General features: G+C 42.1%; 19 protein-coding genes. 8 read left to right on the forward strand and 11 right to left on the reverse strand.

The genetic code is table 11. The features are described 5' to 3' along the window. The first annotated feature begins 56 nt into the window (after nucleotides 1–56). Together C0V77_RS13075 and C0V77_RS13080 are read left to right on the forward strand one after the other, a co-directional pair. Nucleotides 57–998, forward strand: coding sequence for a hypothetical protein (locus C0V77_RS13075; protein ID WP_101726785.1), 942 nt, complete (start codon nucleotides 57–59; stop codon nucleotides 996–998). A gap of 56 nt (nucleotides 999–1,054) precedes the next feature. Beyond that, nucleotides 1,055–2,212 (forward strand): endonuclease/exonuclease/phosphatase family protein, encoded by a 1,158-nt coding sequence (locus tag C0V77_RS13080; RefSeq protein WP_101726786.1) that lies wholly within the window; start codon nucleotides 1,055–1,057, stop codon nucleotides 2,210–2,212. Here C0V77_RS13080 and C0V77_RS13085 read toward each other — a convergent pair whose 3' ends face one another. From C0V77_RS13085 to C0V77_RS13105, 5 genes are all read right to left on the reverse strand, one after another. Continuing rightward, complete coding sequence (locus C0V77_RS13085) at nucleotides 2,213–3,070, reverse strand: SDR family oxidoreductase (protein WP_229236276.1); 858 nt, start codon at nucleotides 3,068–3,070, stop codon at nucleotides 2,213–2,215. A 118-nt stretch (nucleotides 3,071–3,188) separates the two neighbouring features. Next, complete coding sequence (locus tag C0V77_RS13090) at nucleotides 3,189–4,274, reverse strand: DUF4097 family beta strand repeat-containing protein (protein WP_101726787.1); 1,086 nt, start codon at nucleotides 4,272–4,274, stop codon at nucleotides 3,189–3,191. Further along, nucleotides 4,249–4,827, reverse strand: a complete 579-nt coding sequence (locus tag C0V77_RS13095) for a hypothetical protein (protein WP_101726788.1) — start codon at nucleotides 4,825–4,827, stop codon at nucleotides 4,249–4,251. The genes C0V77_RS13090 and C0V77_RS13095 overlap by 26 nt, the downstream gene beginning before the upstream one ends. A 42-nt stretch (nucleotides 4,828–4,869) precedes the next feature. Continuing rightward, nucleotides 4,870–5,448, reverse strand: coding sequence for an RNA polymerase sigma factor (locus C0V77_RS13100; protein WP_101726789.1), 579 nt, complete (start codon nucleotides 5,446–5,448; stop codon nucleotides 4,870–4,872). Nucleotides 5,449–5,566: 118 nt separating this feature from the next. Continuing rightward, the gene (locus tag C0V77_RS13105; protein ID WP_229236277.1) at nucleotides 5,567–6,193 is read right to left on the reverse strand and encodes a hypothetical protein; all 627 of its coding nucleotides are present in this window, start codon (nucleotides 6,191–6,193) and stop codon (nucleotides 5,567–5,569) included. Nucleotides 6,194–6,519: 326 nt separating this feature from the next. Here C0V77_RS13105 and C0V77_RS13110 point away from each other — a divergent pair, with 326 nt between their 5' ends. From C0V77_RS13110 to glyA, 6 genes are all read left to right on the forward strand, one after another. Then, nucleotides 6,520–7,242 (forward strand): GNAT family N-acetyltransferase, encoded by a 723-nt coding sequence (locus C0V77_RS13110; protein WP_101726791.1) that lies wholly within the window; start codon nucleotides 6,520–6,522, stop codon nucleotides 7,240–7,242. Nucleotides 7,243–7,422: 180 nt separating this feature from the next. Continuing rightward, entirely contained in the window at nucleotides 7,423–8,175 is a 753-nt protein-coding gene (gene pssA / locus C0V77_RS13115; RefSeq protein ID WP_101726792.1) for a CDP-diacylglycerol--serine O-phosphatidyltransferase, read from the forward strand. Nucleotides 8,176–8,219: 44 nt separating this feature from the next. Beyond that, nucleotides 8,220–8,471, forward strand: coding sequence for a phosphoribosylformylglycinamidine synthase subunit PurS (purS, locus tag C0V77_RS13120; RefSeq protein WP_101726793.1), 252 nt, complete (start codon nucleotides 8,220–8,222; stop codon nucleotides 8,469–8,471). Between the two features lie 24 nt (nucleotides 8,472–8,495). After that, nucleotides 8,496–8,996, forward strand: coding sequence for a hypothetical protein (locus C0V77_RS13125; RefSeq protein WP_101726794.1), 501 nt, complete (start codon nucleotides 8,496–8,498; stop codon nucleotides 8,994–8,996). A gap of 107 nt (nucleotides 8,997–9,103) precedes the next feature. After that, on the forward strand, nucleotides 9,104–10,297 hold the full coding sequence (locus tag C0V77_RS13130) for a hypothetical protein (protein ID WP_143706089.1): 1,194 nt from the start codon (nucleotides 9,104–9,106) through the stop codon (nucleotides 10,295–10,297). A 145-nt stretch (nucleotides 10,298–10,442) separates the two neighbouring features. Next, nucleotides 10,443–11,735 carry a serine hydroxymethyltransferase gene (glyA, locus tag C0V77_RS13135; RefSeq protein WP_101726796.1) on the forward strand — a complete coding sequence of 431 codons (1,293 nt, stop codon included), beginning with the start codon at nucleotides 10,443–10,445 and terminating at the stop codon, nucleotides 11,733–11,735. A 103-nt stretch (nucleotides 11,736–11,838) separates the two neighbouring features. Here the strand turns inward: glyA and C0V77_RS13140 are convergent, their stop codons facing one another. From C0V77_RS13140 to C0V77_RS13165, 6 genes are all read right to left on the reverse strand, one after another. Next, nucleotides 11,839–12,189, reverse strand: a complete 351-nt coding sequence (locus C0V77_RS13140) for a hypothetical protein (RefSeq protein ID WP_143706090.1) — start codon at nucleotides 12,187–12,189, stop codon at nucleotides 11,839–11,841. Nucleotides 12,190–12,547: 358 nt separating this feature from the next. Then, nucleotides 12,548–13,423, reverse strand: a complete 876-nt coding sequence (gene gldN / locus C0V77_RS13145) for a gliding motility protein GldN (RefSeq protein WP_101726798.1) — start codon at nucleotides 13,421–13,423, stop codon at nucleotides 12,548–12,550. A gap of 23 nt (nucleotides 13,424–13,446) precedes the next feature. After that, nucleotides 13,447–15,048: a gliding motility protein GldM gene (gene gldM, locus C0V77_RS13150; RefSeq protein ID WP_101726799.1), complete on the reverse strand. Its 1,602-nt coding sequence runs from the start codon at nucleotides 15,046–15,048 to the stop codon at nucleotides 13,447–13,449. A 96-nt stretch (nucleotides 15,049–15,144) separates the two neighbouring features. Continuing rightward, entirely contained in the window at nucleotides 15,145–15,957 is an 813-nt protein-coding gene (gldL, locus tag C0V77_RS13155) for a gliding motility protein GldL (RefSeq protein WP_101726800.1), read from the reverse strand. A gap of 199 nt (nucleotides 15,958–16,156) precedes the next feature. Beyond that, entirely contained in the window at nucleotides 16,157–17,245 is a 1,089-nt protein-coding gene (locus C0V77_RS13160; RefSeq protein WP_101726801.1) for an SUMF1/EgtB/PvdO family nonheme iron enzyme, read from the reverse strand. Between the two features lie 439 nt (nucleotides 17,246–17,684). Then, nucleotides 17,685–18,635, reverse strand: coding sequence for a type IX secretion system membrane protein PorP/SprF (locus C0V77_RS13165; protein WP_101726802.1), 951 nt, complete (start codon nucleotides 18,633–18,635; stop codon nucleotides 17,685–17,687). Nucleotides 18,636–18,647 lie beyond the last annotated feature (12 nt).

Here is an 18,647-nt window from a genome sequence, read left to right on the forward strand (position 1 = left end):
CGGCTCTTTAAGTTGGGTTGTTTTAGTTTGTAGGTAACAAACTATTACTAAGTATCATGAGTGCATCGGCAACACAAGGCGTATTCAAGATTTCGTTCGGAGTACTAACCGGTATCCTGGCATTGTTGGGCTACCTGTTTATGGGCGCCCGAAACGAGACTTTTGAGCTTCAGCAATCATTGACACAAAAGGTTGAGCAATTATCGGCCACCCAGGTAAAGCTGGATTCTATCTCAAAAGCGCTCGACGAAAAGATTGAAAAAATCAATCAGATGGGTGGCAATATTACAGAGTTGAAGCGCATCAGAGTACAGCTCGAAAACGATAAAAAACTGCTGAAGTCTGATTTGAACTTTTCAATACAGAAATATGACGCCAAAATAAAAGACTACGAAAATTTCCTTTCAGCCAAAGACAAAGAATTTAGTTTACTGAAAGAAGAAAACTCTCAGTTAAAAGAACGTACCCAAACACTGGAATTTGAAAAGCAGGTAGTATTAACTGAAAACGAAAACCTGAAAACAGATAAAGAGTCTTTGTCGCAAACGGTGGCGGAGTACTCGGCTGAAAATTTCAATCTGCAAAGGCAGGTAACCATGGCGTCATCCATGAAAGCCATTAATGTACAGGTTGCGGCTTTGTCGGCCAATGGCAAAGTAAGAGAGGCAATGCCTTTCAGAGCGTCTCGCATACATCGGCTGAAAATTGCTTTCATTATGCCCGCCAACCCAATTGCTGTTAAAAATAAAAAAGAAATTATTGTACGTATTCTTGATGCCAACGGTGGCGTGGTAAGCGACAACACCGGCAGTGGCGTTTTTGATTTTGAAGGTGATGAGCTGGGTTTCAGCACCCGGCATAGTGTACAATTTGAAAACAATGACCAGAAAGTTGATATCATCTATACACACGATGCCCCCTATACGGCCGGCAAGTATACAATAGAACTTTATTCAGAAGGGTTCAAGATTGGAAAAGGTGCATTTGAAGTGAAGTAGGCTGCCATTGATGGCAAGCCCTGTGTTTAATTTCTAACCTGAAAACCAGAGGAAACATGACAGTATTAAACGGCTTTAAAATATTTGTATGGGCTATGATTCAGACTTTTGGAGAAATAGCCCTGGTTGGGTTAAAGAGCATAGCCACCGTTTTTAAGAGATATCCACGTTCTTACATGGCATTGTTTTATCTGTTTATTACAATGGCCTTTTGCTATTACCCTATTTTTGGACACTGGCTTACCGGATTTATTATGATGAGCCTGCCACTTGCTGTGTTGGCCGGTTTAACAGCCAGCAGTTATTTGCTTTATAAAAACCAGAAACTGATTGCCTCGGCTGGCTTTATATGGGTTTTAATGACCTTCCCCATTATTAAACGTTTTGTTGGTATAGGTAATAGCCAGCCTGACTTCGGGTCGGCACAATCATTAAAAGTGCTGAGCTTCAATAGTGAAAGTTTTGGCGGACCAGACCGCAAGAATGTTAACTGGGCAACTTTAAAAGCAGACATTGCCTGTTTTCAGGAATACGTACCTAACGGCCATGTAGAGGAGCAGTATCAGGATAAGTTTGAAAAACTCATATCGCTCGATGCAACCACCAGAGTTGGGCTGGCCTTGTTTTCTCAGTATCCGATTATCAAGCAATACAGCAAAATCTGGGACCGTGACGGCCAGCCTAATATCAACGGTTTTATTTGTGCCGACATAGCCTATGAGCAAGACACCGTAAGGGTTGTAAACGTGCATTTGTGGTCGATGGGCGTGCGTATCAACAAAGCGGCAGACGCCTTTAAAAAAGGCCATATTGGCGAGTTTTTTATTGAAATAAGCGACACATTCCGCCGTTTGAAAGAAGGATTTGAAGCCCGTGACGAGCAGATAAAAGAAGTGGAGTCTTATGTGGCAGGCAGTAAATATCCGGTTATTATTTGTGGCGATTTCAATGAAATTCCGTTCGGATATGCATACGGTAAGCTTCGCCTGAGCTTCAAAAATGCTTTTGAAGATGCCGGCCAGGGTCTGGGTTTTACCCTGAACCGCAAGCCTTACTGGGTTCGGATAGACCAACAGTTTTTTAGTGCCGACTGGCAGGTGCAGTCGTGCCAGACCATGCGAGGCATTACGTTCTCAGACCATTTTCCGGTGGTGGCCAAATATGTACTTAAAAAATCTATTGACAAACCAACCCCGCTGGTGGCTCAACGCTAATTACAGTTTAAACATTCTGGCCAGAACCTTATGATAGGTATTCGGAAAAACCCGCGCAATTAAATCAAGGGTTCTGGCATCTTTACCTACTATAATGCGTGGCCGGTCTTTTTCAATGCCAGCCAGTATAATAGCAGCGGCTCTATCGGCCGACATCTTCAGGGCGGCTTTTTCAAATTGTTTAATTGCCCTTCTGCCCTCTTCATTATCTTTGGTGCGCCCCAGCCTTGAATTGGCCGCAATATTGGTTTTAATACCCCCCGGATGCACCGACGATACCTTTACGCTGGTTCGTAGCAACTCTATCTTCAATACATCAGAAAAACCCTTTACACCAAATTTGGCAGTAGAATAAGCCGAATTATTAGGCATGGCTGTTATACCAAAAACGCTCGACATATTGACGATGTGTCCCTGATTCAGTTTAACCATGTGTCTTAAAAAGGCCTTGGTCATTCGTACTACGCCCATCAGGTTTATATTGAGCAGCCACTCAAAATCTTCAGGCGATGTTTCAAGAAAACTACCTGAAAACAACGCAACCCCTGCATTATTTACCAGTATAATGGGTTCATGCGGATATTCATGAATGATATCCTTTGCAAAGCGCTTTATCTGCTCAGGGTCTGCCACATCAAGCAGGTACTTTTTAACAGTACCAGATGCCAGCGCCAGGGTATCATCCAGCCCTGTCTGGTTTACATCTGTGGCTATTACTTGGGCTCCGGCGGCGGCGGCCTGTATAGCCAGTGCCCTGCCTATACCTGAGGCAGCCCCTGTTACAATAAATACACTGTCTTTTATCTGGCTCATGCCCTGTGCTATGGTTTTTACAAAAATAAAAAAAACCGCCATCATTATCCGCCTGGTTGACCATTAGTTTTACAAAAGTAAGATTCAACGGCTACGCAAAGCCAGGAAACAAAAACAGGGCAGGCGTTAAACACCTGCCCTGCCTGATTTTCAGAACGCTTAATTATTGTAATTTTACACTGCCAAAATTACTGTCAACCGTTATTTTACAATTTGCCGACCCTTTACCCAGTTTGCCTGAATAATACTTGGTTGGATTAAACCCATACCTGTCTTTTTTCTCAGTATCGGTATTTCTGGTAAAAGACACGCCCTGGTCTTTAGGGTAGTTAAAATCGCCATAATGAACCTTTACATCAAAATCATAGCTTGAATTATCGGCAAGCACAAGGGCTACCGGAGAGTAACTGGCTTTTATTTCCAGTTCTTTCACGTTCTTCCCTATACTGCCCAGCTTAAACCCACTCGAAAACTCCAGGTTCAGGTTGCCTGACTCTTTCAACAAATCTATACTACCTTTAGAATAGCTGATTTTGGCATCAATTTTACCTACCTCTTTGATGTCAATATCACCAAAGCTGTTATTAAAATCAAAGTTATCGGCCTTTTCCATCTTGATACCCGAATAAGATGCTTTCAGGCTGCCACCATTCATTGACTTTATGTAAGAGTTCTGGCAAAAGGCTAATTTAACTTCCGTCTGCGGGTTAAGCAAATCATCAGCAACGAGTTTACCGTAACTTAAATCTAATTGCAGCGGTGCTGAAAACGAGGGCAGGTAACTATTGCCGAATGAGTTTTTTAACTGCAACGGATTAGACTTAGGCATATACACGATGTAGTCTATTTTTAATGAGTGTTTGTCACCTTTATTACTCCAGCTTCTGTTTTCAGATTGGTTCATAATGGTTTTGATACTCACAGCACTACCGTCTTTTTTGCCAAAAACGTCTACTGTACCCAGAAAATCCGCTGCCCGGTCTTCCGACGACGCGTTAGCTGTAATACTTACCTCCGCCCGCACTTCTTTTTTATCCCAGAAGTTTACTTTTACATCGCCAAACTGATTCTGGATATAAATTTTATCTGAGGCTGATACAGAGAAAGACAAATTGACAATTTTCTTCTTCTCAATCCATTCCTTTTCTTTGGGTATAGCAAATGCCTGCACCGCCGACAAAAATAACAATATCCGGAAAACCCCTCTTAATTGCCCCGGGAGGCTATACCATCGTTTTAATTTTTCCATCTTTCATATTTTTAATTTTCTGAATTATTTGTAACTGTTGGTTTAACAGATCGATCTGCATATTTAAGTTTTGTACCATAGCCTTCAGCAGCTCTTCCGGATTCGGATTCTGCGGCAACTCGTTTTTCAGGTTCTGGTAATTTTTGTCTAATGCCTGCAATTCGGCATCAAACTGGTGGTAGAGCTGCGGGTCTTCTTTCTCTAATGCCTTTAACTCTTCTCTTTTTTGCTCTACCAACGAAGTAAACTGAACCAGTTCTTTGCCATAGGCGCTTCTATAAGCAGGCGGAAGGCTCAGACCGGTTATATCATTGGGCATCTGCATATAAGTAATGCTACCGTAACCTACCGTAAGTATCAGGGCAATGCCTGCGGCTATACTCATGCGCCATTGCACTCTGCCCAAATTTACTATTTTGCCGTTCAGAGGTTTGCTTTTCGGTTGTTGTTGCGCTACTTCGGTTTCAATTTTTTTCCATAAGGCTTTAGACGGCTCGTAGCTATCAAAGTCTTCACGGTTGTCTCTCACAAATCTTTCCAGACGGTCTTTCATATCTATCACCCTTTACCGGGATTTTTTAATTCATTCATTTACTTAAAACAATTGTCTGCTCACTATTTCAAGGAGCCTCTTTTTGGCCCGCATGTACTGGGTGCGCGAGGTGGTCTCGCTAATGCCCAATATATTTCCTATCTCTTCGTGGTCGTACCCTTCAAAAAGATATAAAGACAACACCACTCTGAACCCCTCAGGCAGTTGCTCCATTGCCCTTCTGATGCGTTCTACCTCATACCGGGTGTTATCTTCGGTATAAGTATCTTTATCCGTGTAATCTGCCACATCATATTCATCGCCTCCCAATCCGTACTCATCAATGTTTACCAGCTCAACTTTTCTCGACCTCAGCTGGTTAATGGCCTTATTAACCACAATCTGTTTCAGCCATACGCCAAATGTTGCCTGCTGCCGAAAATCACCGATTTTGGCAAAGGCGTCAATAAACGCCTCCTGCAATACATCTTCAGCTTCACCTACATGGTTCAGTATGCGCATGCAGACATTGAACATCGCTTTAGAGTAATGCCTGTACAGCTCGTACTGCGCTTTACTTTCGCCACGTTTACACTGCTCGACCAGGTCGGCATGTTTATTAATGAATACTGTGGTAGCCAGAGGTTATCCTGTTTTATGGTTTCAAACAAAAGACGCCCTAAAAAAGCGAATGTTGCATAATTTAGGCAAGTTTTTTAAAAAAACCATTTAAAACCCTGATAATGAGAAGAATAAATAACTAAAAAAAGTAAGAAACCGCTAATAGGCTTAACCCTACACCCAAAAAAAGGCCGGCCCAGGCTTGTTTTGGTGTATGCGCATTGAGCTGCAAACGGGCGCCCAGTACATACCCTGCTAATATCATACAAAACAAAAGCGGCATAAAAAGGGCGCTTTCGCCCATCTTTACCATAATACCTGCCAGTGCGCCTATAACCCCACCGATACCCGCACCATGTGCACTGATTTGCCAGCGGAAACTGATAAGTGCCACACACAAAATAACGATGGTAATGCTCCAGAGTATATAAGCACATGCAAACAGGCTGGAATTTTTATTATATAGAAAATAGCCCAGCAGCCCATAAATAAGCGCAGTAAGCAGATAAGGTAGCCGGCGTTCCTGAAGGTTTTCGAGTTGAAGGCTGCTGATAAAGCCCCAGCGTTTAAGCAGGTAAATCAGGTAAGCTGGTATGGCAAACGTGTAAATGAATACAAAGCCAATCACAATCCATCTGAACATGGGTTCCAGACCTTCCAAACCTAGCGAAACAGGTGCCAGAAAGAACAGAATCATAAACAAAACTGTAGGCATTAATAAAGGATGCAATATAAACGATAGAAAGGTAGCCAGGCGCGTATTCAATGCTTATTCATTTTTTCTTCAAAGTTATCAGATTTTTTCTAATCCACGAACTAAAACCCGGGGTGCTTCGTTATTCTAGCGCATACAAAAATATTGGTCTTATATTTTGGATATAAATTTTAAAGCTGACATCTTTGTATCTGTCTTATAAAAATGAACATTCGTCTTCCCATAACGCCAGTTCGATATGTCAGGTCCGAAAGGACTCGACCGTAACCGCTTTTGCCTGCGTGGCAAAACAACCCCTCCGATATTTTTCCTTTATTTTCATTTTAACAATCTTAGGATACAGCGTCTCCGTTTGTGGGAAAGCCCAATAAATGACGATGAATAATACAGATATAACTTCCGACGACCAATATATTGTTCAAATAGCTAACGAAAGCCACTATAACTTAGCAGAAACTATTTGTGACGAGATGGCAGAGAGTGCAAAGGCCCGTGGTACAGGGATTGCCAAACGTTCTCCTGATTATTTGCGTGAAAAGATGCGTGAAGGTAAGGCCATAATAGCACTTACCAATACCCGTAAATGGGTTGGTTTTTGTTACATAGAAACCTGGGAACACGGAAAGTTTGTAGCTAACTCAGGCCTGATTGTAAACCCTGATTATCGTAAAAGCGGTATTGCAACGCGTATCAAACAAAAAGCGTTTGAGCTTTCGCGTTCTAAATACCCCGATGCCAAAATCATAGGCCTTACAACCAGTCTGGCGGTAATGAAAATTAACTCTGACCTGGGGTATGAGCCAACCACTTTCAGTGAGCTGCCTGCCGACGACGCTTTCTGGAAGGGCTGTTCGAGCTGTGTCAATTATGATATCCTGACGCGTACCAACCGTAAGCACTGCCTTTGCACCGGTATGCTGTTTGACCCGGCCGAAGCCAAGAAAAAAGAAGACGATGGCAAGCACCATGAAAACTGGGATTTTCTTAAGGAACTTCCGCTTTACGAACGCTGGATGCGTTTTAAACAAAGAATTTTATTGAGACGTGAAGAACGTAGAAAAAAAAAATTGGCAGCAGCAAGGGAATTAGTGGAATTATAGACACTATTAACGGTATTATTGAATAACTGAAGGCCTCGTTACAGAAACGAGGCTTTTTTTATGGCGTTCAAATTATGCCTGCGAGTTAACAAATATGCAGATTAATGATAATTTGCGCGGTTTAAACAGAGGATTATCGTAATTTTCGGCAGTTTAGACCTGTCACCTAAACACCAACACATGAAACTTTTTACTGTTCCTAACCTCATGACCCTCGGTAACCTGCTATGCGGGTGCTTCGGAATTATCTTTGTTTTTCAGGGTGAACTGATAAGCGCCTCCTACCTGATTTTTCTGGCCGGTGTACTTGATTTTCTCGATGGCTTTGTGGCACGCCTGCTCAATCAGCACTCTGCCATTGGTAAAGAACTCGACTCCCTGGCCGATATGGTTACTTTCGGTGCCTTACCTGCATTTATGATTGCCTGGCTCATCAGTTACACCGGTTATCAATCTGCCATGCCGGCACATGATATCCAGACGGTGGTTTCATACACCACGTGGCATCCAATATCTTACGTAGCTTTTATACTGGCGTTATTTTCGGCCTTGCGTCTGGCCAAATTCAATGTAGATACGCGTCAGTCAGACTCTTTCATTGGCGTACCCACCCCGGCCAATGCACTGGTAGTGGCGTCGTTTCCGTTGATAATCACATTTAACCCTTCCTATTCATTTATTATCTTCAACGTTACTTTTCTAGTTATCTATAGTATCGTCATGAGTTATCTGCTGGTTTCAGAAATACCACTGTTTGCCATGAAGTTTAAAAATTTTTCGTGGGCAGATAATAAAATCAAATACATATTTATAATTCTTTCTGTAATTTTGCTGGTGGTTTTGCAATTTCTGGGCATCCCGCTGGTGGTATTCCTTTATATTGTGCTATCGTTATTTAATAATAAGTCTGCCCCTGTTCCCAAAGGGGAGTAATTTTTAAACCAAATCCCCCGTTTCGGGAATGGGGGTAAATACTTATGAAATTCCTCGCTTCGATTGACGTAATGCCTATCAAAGAAATCCTTGACCCTCAGGGAAAAGCCGTATTATTGGGTCTTAAAAACCTTGACATTCAAGGTTTCAGTGATTGCCGCATCGGTAAGCACATTAACATGGAAATAGAAGCAGCCGATAAAGCTACTGCAGAAAGCATTGTAGAAGATGCCTGCAAAAAACTTCTGGCTAACCTGATAATGGAAGAATACAGCTTTGAGCTTACAGCTATTTAACAATTCTTTATAAATATTTTTATTATGCGTAATCCATTTGATGAGAACACCGTACCTGTTCGCCCTGCGTTTCTTACCGTTTTATGCATACTCACTTTTTTGTGGAATGCCTACAAATTTTATGGTGCCATTCCTAACGTTTTTGCGCCTGAAAAAGTAGTGGCCAGTAAAGAGCAGGCCAATGAAATGATGATGGATATGATGTCTAAGTATTTTTCAGAAAAAGACCTGGAAAAGATAGAAGAAAGCCAACAGGAAACCAATAAAATGTTTGAAGAAAAAACGCTGATAACCACAGGTGTGGTAAGCATCGTGTCAAGCGTGTTGTTGATACTGGGCGGTATCTGGATGTGGAGTTTACGTAAAAAAGGATTCTTCGTATATATTGCCGGTAATGCCCTGGGTGTTATTGCTCCTATTGTTATCTTAGGCGGGCAAGTAGGCTGGGCTATCGGTATTGTATCATTAATTAATGCTGCGCTGTTTACAGGCTTGTATGCCGTGCATTTGAAATACTTTTCATGATACTGTTAAGCATTTGTTAATGCTATTAAAAAACCAGCTCATGTATGAGTTGGTTTTTTAATTTTATAGGCATTTAAAACTCATTTACTGCCTGCCCATCTTCTGCTATGAAAAAGCTACTCTTACTATTTTGCCTATGCAGCCCCTTTTGTTTTGCACAGGCAGACTTTACCCGTGTGTATTATCCTATCATTAACGAGGCCGAACTGGCCATTGTAGACACCAGCTATTATGAAGCCCTGCAATTTTATAATGAAGCTTTTGCCAATGTACAGAGACCCTTCGCCAAAGATTACTACAACGCTGCCATTTGCGCCACTATGGTAGGCAAAATGCCCCTGGTGTTTGAGTATCTTGAGAAAATAGTTGAGAAAGGCTATAAAGTAACTAATTTCAGAAAAGACGCCTTCTTCAAAAACGTGGCAGACACCTGCAAAAAATGGCCCGACTTTGAGAAACAGGTACTTCTGATTGAACCCGCAATTAATAGACAAGTGCGCGACTCGCTGCAAAAAATTAAACAGCAGCAGTTTGTTTACCATGTTGCCCCTATTACCGCCGACCTCCGTAACTATTATAAACCTTACCTTAAAAATTTTAAATGGGTACCTGTTGACAGCCTGATACATTTGCCTGATATGCCTAAAAATCTTGTTGCCCAGCAAGACAGCCTGCGGCTCATCAATGCCAAAATTGCTACGGCCAACACCTACAACAGAATACAAAGAACCCTTAGCATAATTGATTTAAACGGGTATCCTGACGAGAATATGATAGGGCTTAACTCTCCTCTTCCGGAAGGCAGCCCCTATACGTTCAATGCTACGGCTTCTTACCTTCTTCAAAATACTTTATTACCCGATATCTTTCAGGAAAAAGCCAATCGAATAGACATATTATCGGTTGTTAAACAAGCCATCAGAGACGGTAAGGCAGACCCACACATACTGAAGTCGTTAATTGAATACTCAACCGACGAACCCTACACCATGGGGAAGGTACTGGTTTTGCAATTGCGCCTGGAGAATAACATTGACTGCCCAAATGAAAACTGGCAACAAAAAAAAGAGCAGTTTTTCTGGAAAAAAGAGCGCCCCAGCACCATGACGGAGATAGAAATTAATGAAAAAAGACTTGCCATAGGGTTGGAAAAACTGGAAGACGCCTATAAAAAGGCATTTTTTAAAGCCCGTAATACTCCTTTCCTAATTTTAGGAGGCACTTACTTAGCCGAGCTGGCATATATACCCAGTTGCGAGTTAATCGATAAAACCATAAGCGGCACAGTAATGCTTAAATGAAATAGTATTTTTTCAAGAAAGTACGGTTTTATTTACTGCCACGCAAAAGATTATTTGGTGCAAAATTCTTGTTCTTACAACATTCCATTAAATTTGTACTCATTTTATCAGTCGTACTTCTTTAATCGTACATCAAATAATCAATATGTCTGTCCAAACATCGCTCTATCGTGATACCGAAATCTTCGATTTAATCACGAAAGAAAACAATCGCCAGTTACATGGTATTGAACTGATAGCTTCTGAAAACTTTGTTTCGCCACAGGTAATGGAAGCTGCAGGTAGTGTGCTTACTAATAAATATGCAGAGGGGCTACCCGGTAAACGGTATTATGGAGGCTGTGAGGTGGTAGATCAGGTAGAACAAATAGCAATTGACCGCCTGAAAGCGCTCTTTAACCTTACCTGGGCAAACGTACAGCCACATTCTGGTGCGCAGGCTAATATGGCTGTTTTCTTGGCATGTTTACAACCGGGCGACAAAATCTTAGGCTTTAACTTGTCTCATGGCGGCCACCTATCGCATGGCTCGCCTGTTAATATATCGGGTAAATATTTCCAGCCGTTTTTCTATGGCGTTGAGCAGGAATCTGGCCTGATTGACTGGAACAAGGTTGAAGAAACCGCCCAAAAAGAAAAACCCAAATTAATTATTTGTGGTGCGTCTGCTTACTCTCGTGACTGGGACTACGTGCGTCTGCGCCAGATTGCCGACTCAGTTGGCGCCATTCTGTTGGCAGACATCTCTCACCCGGCAGGATTAATTGCCAAAGGCCTACTGAACGACCCGTTCGACCATTGCCATATCGTAACCACCACTACACACAAAACGCTTCGTGGTACACGTGGTGGGGTAATAATGATGCGTAACGACTTCCCGAATCCTTTTGGTATCACGACACCTAAAGGCGATGTAAGAATGATGTCGTCATTGTTAGACTCAGGTGTATTCCCGGGTACACAAGGCGGGCCCTTAGAACACATCATTGCTGCGAAAGCTGTGGCATTTGGTGAAGCCCTTACCGAGAATTTCTATAACTACGCCGTGCAGGTTCAGAAAAATGCACGTGTAATGGCTGCCGAATTTGTAAACCGTGGCTATAAAGTTATTTCAGACGGAACAGATAACCACCTGATGCTGATTGACCTGCGCCCGAAAGGTTTAACCGGTAAAATAGCAGAAAACGCCCTTATACAAGCCGATATTACGGTAAACAAGAATATGGTGCCTTTTGACGATAAAACCGCCATGACAACCTCAGGAATGCGCGTAGGAACCGCCGCCATGACAACCCGCGGGTTGGTTGAAGCCGATATGGTAAGAATTGTGAATCTGATTGACGATGTATTAATGAACCACGATAAAGCTGCCACCATAGCAGCAGTTAAAAAAGAAATCAATAGCTGGATGCTCGATTATCCGTTGTTTCAATTCTAAGGTTCATATACATACAGCATATATATAAGAAAAGCGCGGTTCAAAGAGCCGCGCTTTTTATCTAAACCTTAACTAAACCGTATGAAAATAAGAATCTTTATGATTAACCAATAAACTGGTATTCAAAATCTTGTTTAATTGCAAAGCACTCATAGCGCGCTTTCTCAAATGTATTTACCACCGCTACGCTTTTACGCTTGCAGATGGTTTCGGTAAACAAATGAATAACGTAATCTGCCACCATTTGTATAAACGATTGCTGATTGGTTTCTTCTTCTACACTGATTGCTGCTTCTTTTATCAATGATGATTTCAATGATTGTGCCTGTGCTGCAGTTTTTTCAACTGCATTAGTCAGAATACGTTGGTGTACGTAGGCGCTGCGAGGGAAACTCAAAGCCATTGAGTTGAGGCTTATCAGAAGTGTTGCAAAAATTAATAATAGCTTTTTCATAATTTTATTTTCAGAGCACATTTACCTTTATTTCATTGACAATACAAAGATATATGTTTTGTTTGGTATTATGCAATACATAGTACTATTTTTTTCTTGAGTTGTGGATGAATGGCTAAATAGACTGATGAACGGCATTGTTGGGTTTTGTCATTTAACCGCTTTTATTCACACATCAATAAGATGCGAATTGATGGAACAAAGTTGCAGCTAATAAAAGATTTTTTATGCTAAAAAAAGTTAAAGAGTGTTAAAACAATCCTAAACCCGGGTTTTCAGGTAGATGAACCGCTAAAGGGCAATAAAAAAGGGGAATAGCCTGATGCTACTCCCCTTTTGCTTTATTGATTGAATGCGTTTAATATTCCCAGAGGTTATGCTCCAGTTCCATTAATTCATTTTCAAGTTGTTCTGATTTCAGCAAACCCTCCCGAGCCGACTTATAGATGTCGTCCAGGTCTCTGTCTGCGGCATTTGATTTTTTGGTGATTCTTCCACGGAAGAAACGTAATTCAAAAGCATCAGCCAGGTTTTTATGCTGGGCCGTATTGGCGGCATTATACCAGATACATTTTGGATTTGATCTGAAATAACGGTCTAAGTCTTTAAACTTGAAATACGCTACGGCGCGGTCGAAACCCAGGGCTGTCTGTGCCGCAGGAATAACGATTCCTAAAGACTGGATATCATAATACTGTCGCGAGCGTTGTTTATCAAAAAGCCAGTCTTCCCGCAATTCCAGGGTTGTTAACTGATTCGGGAAATACTCAGTGGCACCACTTGGCATAACTGTTTTATTTCCGAAGCCGTCATTTTTAGAGGTGCTGTCACCTCCGCCACCCCAGCCGTCGTCGCTGGTAGGGGCATCAGTAAAACCAGCTTCTCTTTCTTCTTTAGACAACCCGCTACTTTCTTCTTTAATCTGCAAACGTTCACTGAATTGCTCCAGTGTCAGTTTAGTAACTAATGAATCGTTGGCATAGGCATCAAGAACCCCCGCTTTCACACCTTCAATCAGATGCTTGGTAATTTCATTACCCTTTGCAAAAAAAGGCTGATTCATCTTTTCACGAAGGTCAATCTTTCTCCATAGTGTAACTTTATACATTACGTTGGCATCATTAACCGGGCGCAACGACAATGGATTACCCTGAGCATTTGTTTTTTCCTGAGCTACTGCAAACTGGCCGGTTATTAATGCAACACCCAGAGCCAGGCCTTGTAATTTTCTCATTAGCTTCAATTTATTTAAACCTTTTATTTCAAGTTAATTGTTGTAATTGACGAACTCCCAATCTCAACCGACTCAATTTCACCTTTAAAGTTTCTGCGTTCTACCCTTTTTATTTCAATTACATAACGGTCTCCTGCTTGTGCTTGTTGCGCCAAACTTGAAATATTTGCCGGGCCGCCATTAGACACCACGCTACCCAGCGGTTTGCTACCACGTGCCAGAAAAACCTGATACTCAGCCACACGGAATGCGGCATCTTTAGGGTTAGTAGTTTTAAAGTTCTCGTCTGCTGCGGCCACTGCATTAATAACGCGCAATGAAGCCGCCGTTTCTCCACCTTTCTCGTTCAATTTCGCCCCAGACTGATTCGTAAAATATACATCAGGTTTAGGTACACGACGTACTCTGAAAGGGAAGCTCTTCAGAACAGAACCACCGTTGCTTACATTCATGGTTACCTGTGCCGAATTAGGCACCACAGTTACCTTGCCACCACCACCTGGAATGAACTCAGCGCCAGAACCACCAAAAGTTGGTGAATAAAGCGCGCCAAGGCCAGGAGAAGAAGTCTGAATCTCGTTGGCACACTTGAAGTACAAAGGAGGCAATGAGGCAGACTCAATCTGTACAGATGGCTGTAATACGGTATATGATTCTTCTTTGTCGACGGTTTTCAGGCTACCGTCAGGCGCAGGGTAAGATACACTGGCCCTGAAAGAACGCGTCAGCTTACCGTTTTTATCGTACTCGCCACCTTGTGCTGTCAGTTCATAAATACCTTTACCATCTTTTACAGGGATAGAGCTACCATTGATACTGATACGTGGAGTAATAGATTTTGAATAGGCTCCGATAGCAATTTCGGCATGGTATTTCTGGCCTGCCACTACGGCGCGGGCATCAGGAATAACCACCGCAAAAATTTCGTCAAACTTAATCTCTTGTATACCTACTTGTTTAGCCAGGTACTCAAGGGTCTGCGCTTCCAGACGGCGTACCTCCGATTGTTTCTGGCTCAATACGGCCAATGCCGCAGGCACCGGAGTCTGAGCAAAATAGAGTTCAGAAAAATCTTTTTTTCTGGTGGTAACATCGGTTTTGGCAAGCGCAGGGTCTTCAGAGGCATCAATGGCCAGGTTAGACATTTTTACGCTTGGGTCGCCTAGTTTCTGCAGGGCAATTACGTATTCGTTCAGTTTTTTCTTCAACTCATAGCCTTTACCGTTTTTGTTGGCCCCTACCATCAGAATAGCTACTTTCTCTTCTTCTGAAGGGTTTTTAACACCTCCGGTTTCGGCGTCAAATCCGCCTCCGGCATTGATAACCTCCTGCTTCAGGCTTCCTATGTAAGAATCCATTTCGGCTGTCAGTTTTCTGACATCATTAGCTCTACGTAAAACATCTGCATATTTTTCGCCCCCAGGTTTTTCAATTTCCTTTTTGATTGCCCCTACCGACTTTTCGTTTGTTTCATTAGCCGATGAGTTTGCCCTTTCCAGACTATTATTCAATAACTGAAATTTTTGTAGAATAGCGTTACTTATTTGGAGTGCCAACATTGCGGTCAGAACAAGATACATCATATTGATCATCTTCTGCCGTGGTGACTCTTTTCCAGCTGCCATATATGTTGAGTATTATACGGTTAGTAAAAATTTTAACTGTGCCTGCCGTTTATAAAGCCATAAGATTAACTTGCCGGCTTAACAAACGCCAAACGATTAGTTGCCTCTCATTGCCGACAACATGCTGCCGTATACATTGTTTAACGAGCTAAGGTTATTAGTCAATTTAGACAACTCTGACTTAAATTGCTGTGTTTCCTTAGATGCCTCTGCCATATCCTGCATGGCAACGCTCAGGTTGCTGTAGAAAGCATTCATGGCTTTCAGGTGCTTGTTGGTATCTTGTAACTCCAATTCATAAACGGCATTCAAAGCGCCCATATTCTGGGTAATTTTACCAAACTGCGCTCTGTATTCCTGCGCATCTTTGGTGGCATCTGCCATGCTATTCATCGCTACTACGGCTGTTCCGTAGGCGCTGTTCATAGCAGTTATTTGTGTTGAAGCCGCTTTTACATTTTTTGCATATTCGCTGGTGGCTACTGTTGCATCGCTGATGTCTGTCATTTTAGCAACCTGGCCTGTCAGATTCTGAATACCGCTTTTAAGGTTATCAAATACATCAGGCGTAATTTTGGCATTAGCCAGCATATCATCAAATCTGGCAGTAAGACCATTGCCCTGTGCAGGTGCAGCAGCGCTTCTTCTTACAGGCTCGCCCTGATAATCATCTGCCAGTTCAGGATAGGCTCTTTCCCACTGATAATCTACCGGAGGAAACAAAAAAGATTGAATTGCATATAAAACGAAAATAAACGCCTCGGTTGCTAATCCTATGGGGAGCATAAATGCCAGTGACTCATAATGCATAATTTTACCCATCGCACCCAGAATCACAACTGATGCACCCAATGCATAAATAGTAGGTACTAGTTTGTCCCAAAAGAAATTCGTATTCTTTGCTGCCATCTGTTTAAATAAATTAAGAGTTTACTTAAGTATAAATAAGGTTATTCGGTTACGAAATAAAGAATTTGTGCGACTATAAAAAATTAATCACCAATTATTCTGATAAAAAAATATTTATCTAAATAGCACAATTGCGAAACACGAAGATAGCATTCTGTAAGAATACACGTTCTTCATGTTTCGCAATTAATTATTCATATCAGTCTCTTCCTGGAACACCCCCCAGGCGGTTCATCACGCACCGGAAACCGATGTATGAACGACGCACATTGCGGTATTCAAAAGTGTTAGTACCAGTTTCAAGAAAATATGCCACATCTTTCCATGAGCCCCCTTTAATTACTTTTCTGGGTTCGTTTTCGTCGTTGTAGACAGGGTTCAAATCCCAGGTAATAGGCATGTAAGAATCTGCATAGGCGTCTTCACACCACTCGGCTACGTTTCCTGCCATGTTGTACAAGCCGTAGTCGTTGGCATTAAAGGCATTGGCAGGGGCGGTGTATGGGTATCCGTCGGCACGGTAGTTACCACGATAGGGCTTAAAGTTGGCCAAAAAACAACCCTTTCCGTTAGCAATATAAGGGTTACCCCACGGATACTTGGCGCCTTCTTTACCACCACGTGCGGCCCACTCCCACTCTGCCTCAGATGGCAGACGGAAACTGGGCGAGCGGTAAGATTTATGCTCTGCCAGATACGCATTATATAACTTTGAGCGCCATTTACAGAAATAACGGGCGGCATCCCAACTTACACCCACAACGGGGTAGTTGTCAAAAGCCGGTAACCCGTAATAATCTTCCGTCATCTGGTCGCCGTTATGATAAGTAAAGTCTTTGGTCCATACTAAAGTATCAGGATATAACTCCGACATAATAAACTCTTCGCCAATTACAGAAGCTGAATCTTCAATCATACGATTGACAAACTGGCGGTACTCATGATTGGTGATTTCGGTTTCGTCCATGTAGAACGAAACAATGGTTACGCGTTTATTCATTGAAACCCTTGCTGACATCACGTCTTCATCGGCCTGACCCATCAATAATGACCCGGAAGGAATCAATACCATACCGTCGGGTGCAACCTGCTTATATCCTTTACGAGCGTTCGCATTAATTTGCCCATTACGGATGCCATCCATTCCGGAGTTACCGCCTTTTCCTTTCTTTCCTCCAAATAGTCCGCTGAGAGGATTCTTGCCCGAAGAACCACACGCCTGCATCATAACAATTGGGGCAACAATTAACAGACTTCTAAATAAGGTCTTAAGCGTTTGCTTGTTCATACGTGTAAAACAAGTTAATAATCTGATATTTTGGGGTATTTTAATCTACTCGTTGTAAAAACGAGACCAATGAATTTATTATTGTATTAGTATGCAAAGTTATGAAAAAAATTGAATCAATAGGATAATCCACAAGTTTCGGGCCATTATCGCATTAAAAACTGTTTTTTTTGCGGTATCTGAGCTGTTTATCTGCACAGTACAATGGGCCCGGTAAAGAAGCATTAAAACAAAAAAAAGGTAGATTTTGTTTGACAATTGAACGGCAGATTTACCAAAACTATTAATTGACGATTCAGTGCTGAGCAGTGAAATATTCCCTAATGAATCACTAACGTTTCCTCAGGCCTTCTTTTATGTTGCTTAATGATTCAAAACTTTGTCAATATTAATCAAAACAGTTCAAATTTATTATATAAGTTTAGTTTCATAGCTGGTTTTAATATCTATATCGTGGTGTTCTGATAATCGATTTTTTACCAGCTCTTGGTGGTGCCAGCGAATAGCTGAGCAGTATCTCATGCGTGGTTGGGCTTTTTGCCTTTGCTCCGTTCACTATCACATCAATGGCGTAGCCTATTCTCATGCTGCCGTTAAAAATATTGGCTCCTAAAAGCGCTGTTGCGGCATCGCCTATTCTATAGCTGCCACCTACCCAATAGGTGTTGTCATAAGTAGCTATGGCTCCGGCTGAAACCGTTGTAAGGCTCATGTTGCTAAGATTTGAACTAACAATAAACATGGGGCTGATATCAACCATGTAAGAAACCCCAAACAACATACTGCCCGTCAGGTATGCACTCCTTTGCAACGCGTTAGTGGCTGTTTTGGTTGCCAGACCAAACTTGGGTTCGTTGATATGGTTAACCGATAAACCCAGCGAATACCCCGGATTATATAAATAAGCACCGGCACCGAAATCGAACTCTGACTGGCTCACAATACCGGTACCCAGCAAGGGGTCATTATTGTCTCTTGCGCGCAATTTACCGTAATCAATACCTCTGGTATACAGCCCCCCATTAACCCCAATAGCCAGCTGGCTGCCGCCAATGGGTATATGATAAGCATAAGAAAGTTTCAGGTCTCGCTGGATACTCGCCCCTATCTTATCGTTTACGAATGTAAGGCCTATACCGCTTTTGATTAGTTTTAAAGGCAGATTGGCCGAAATAACCTGAGAAACAGGTGCGCCGCCTTCGTCATAGGTACTCTGATAACCTGTATATTGTGTTCTGTAAAGAGCCTGAAAACGTGTAACATTCTCTGACCCTGCAGTGGCCGGGTTAAAGAATAACTGGTTAAAGTAATAATGACTGAATTGTGTGTCTTGTTGAGCAGAAGCTGTAAAATATGCCAAAGACAATATTAAAATGTAAATTTTTTTCATAGTTGGCCCGGG

It is taken from the genome of Emticicia sp. TH156 (genome assembly GCF_002855535.1).
Classification (GTDB): domain Bacteria; phylum Bacteroidota; class Bacteroidia; order Cytophagales; family Spirosomataceae; genus Emticicia; species Emticicia fluvialis.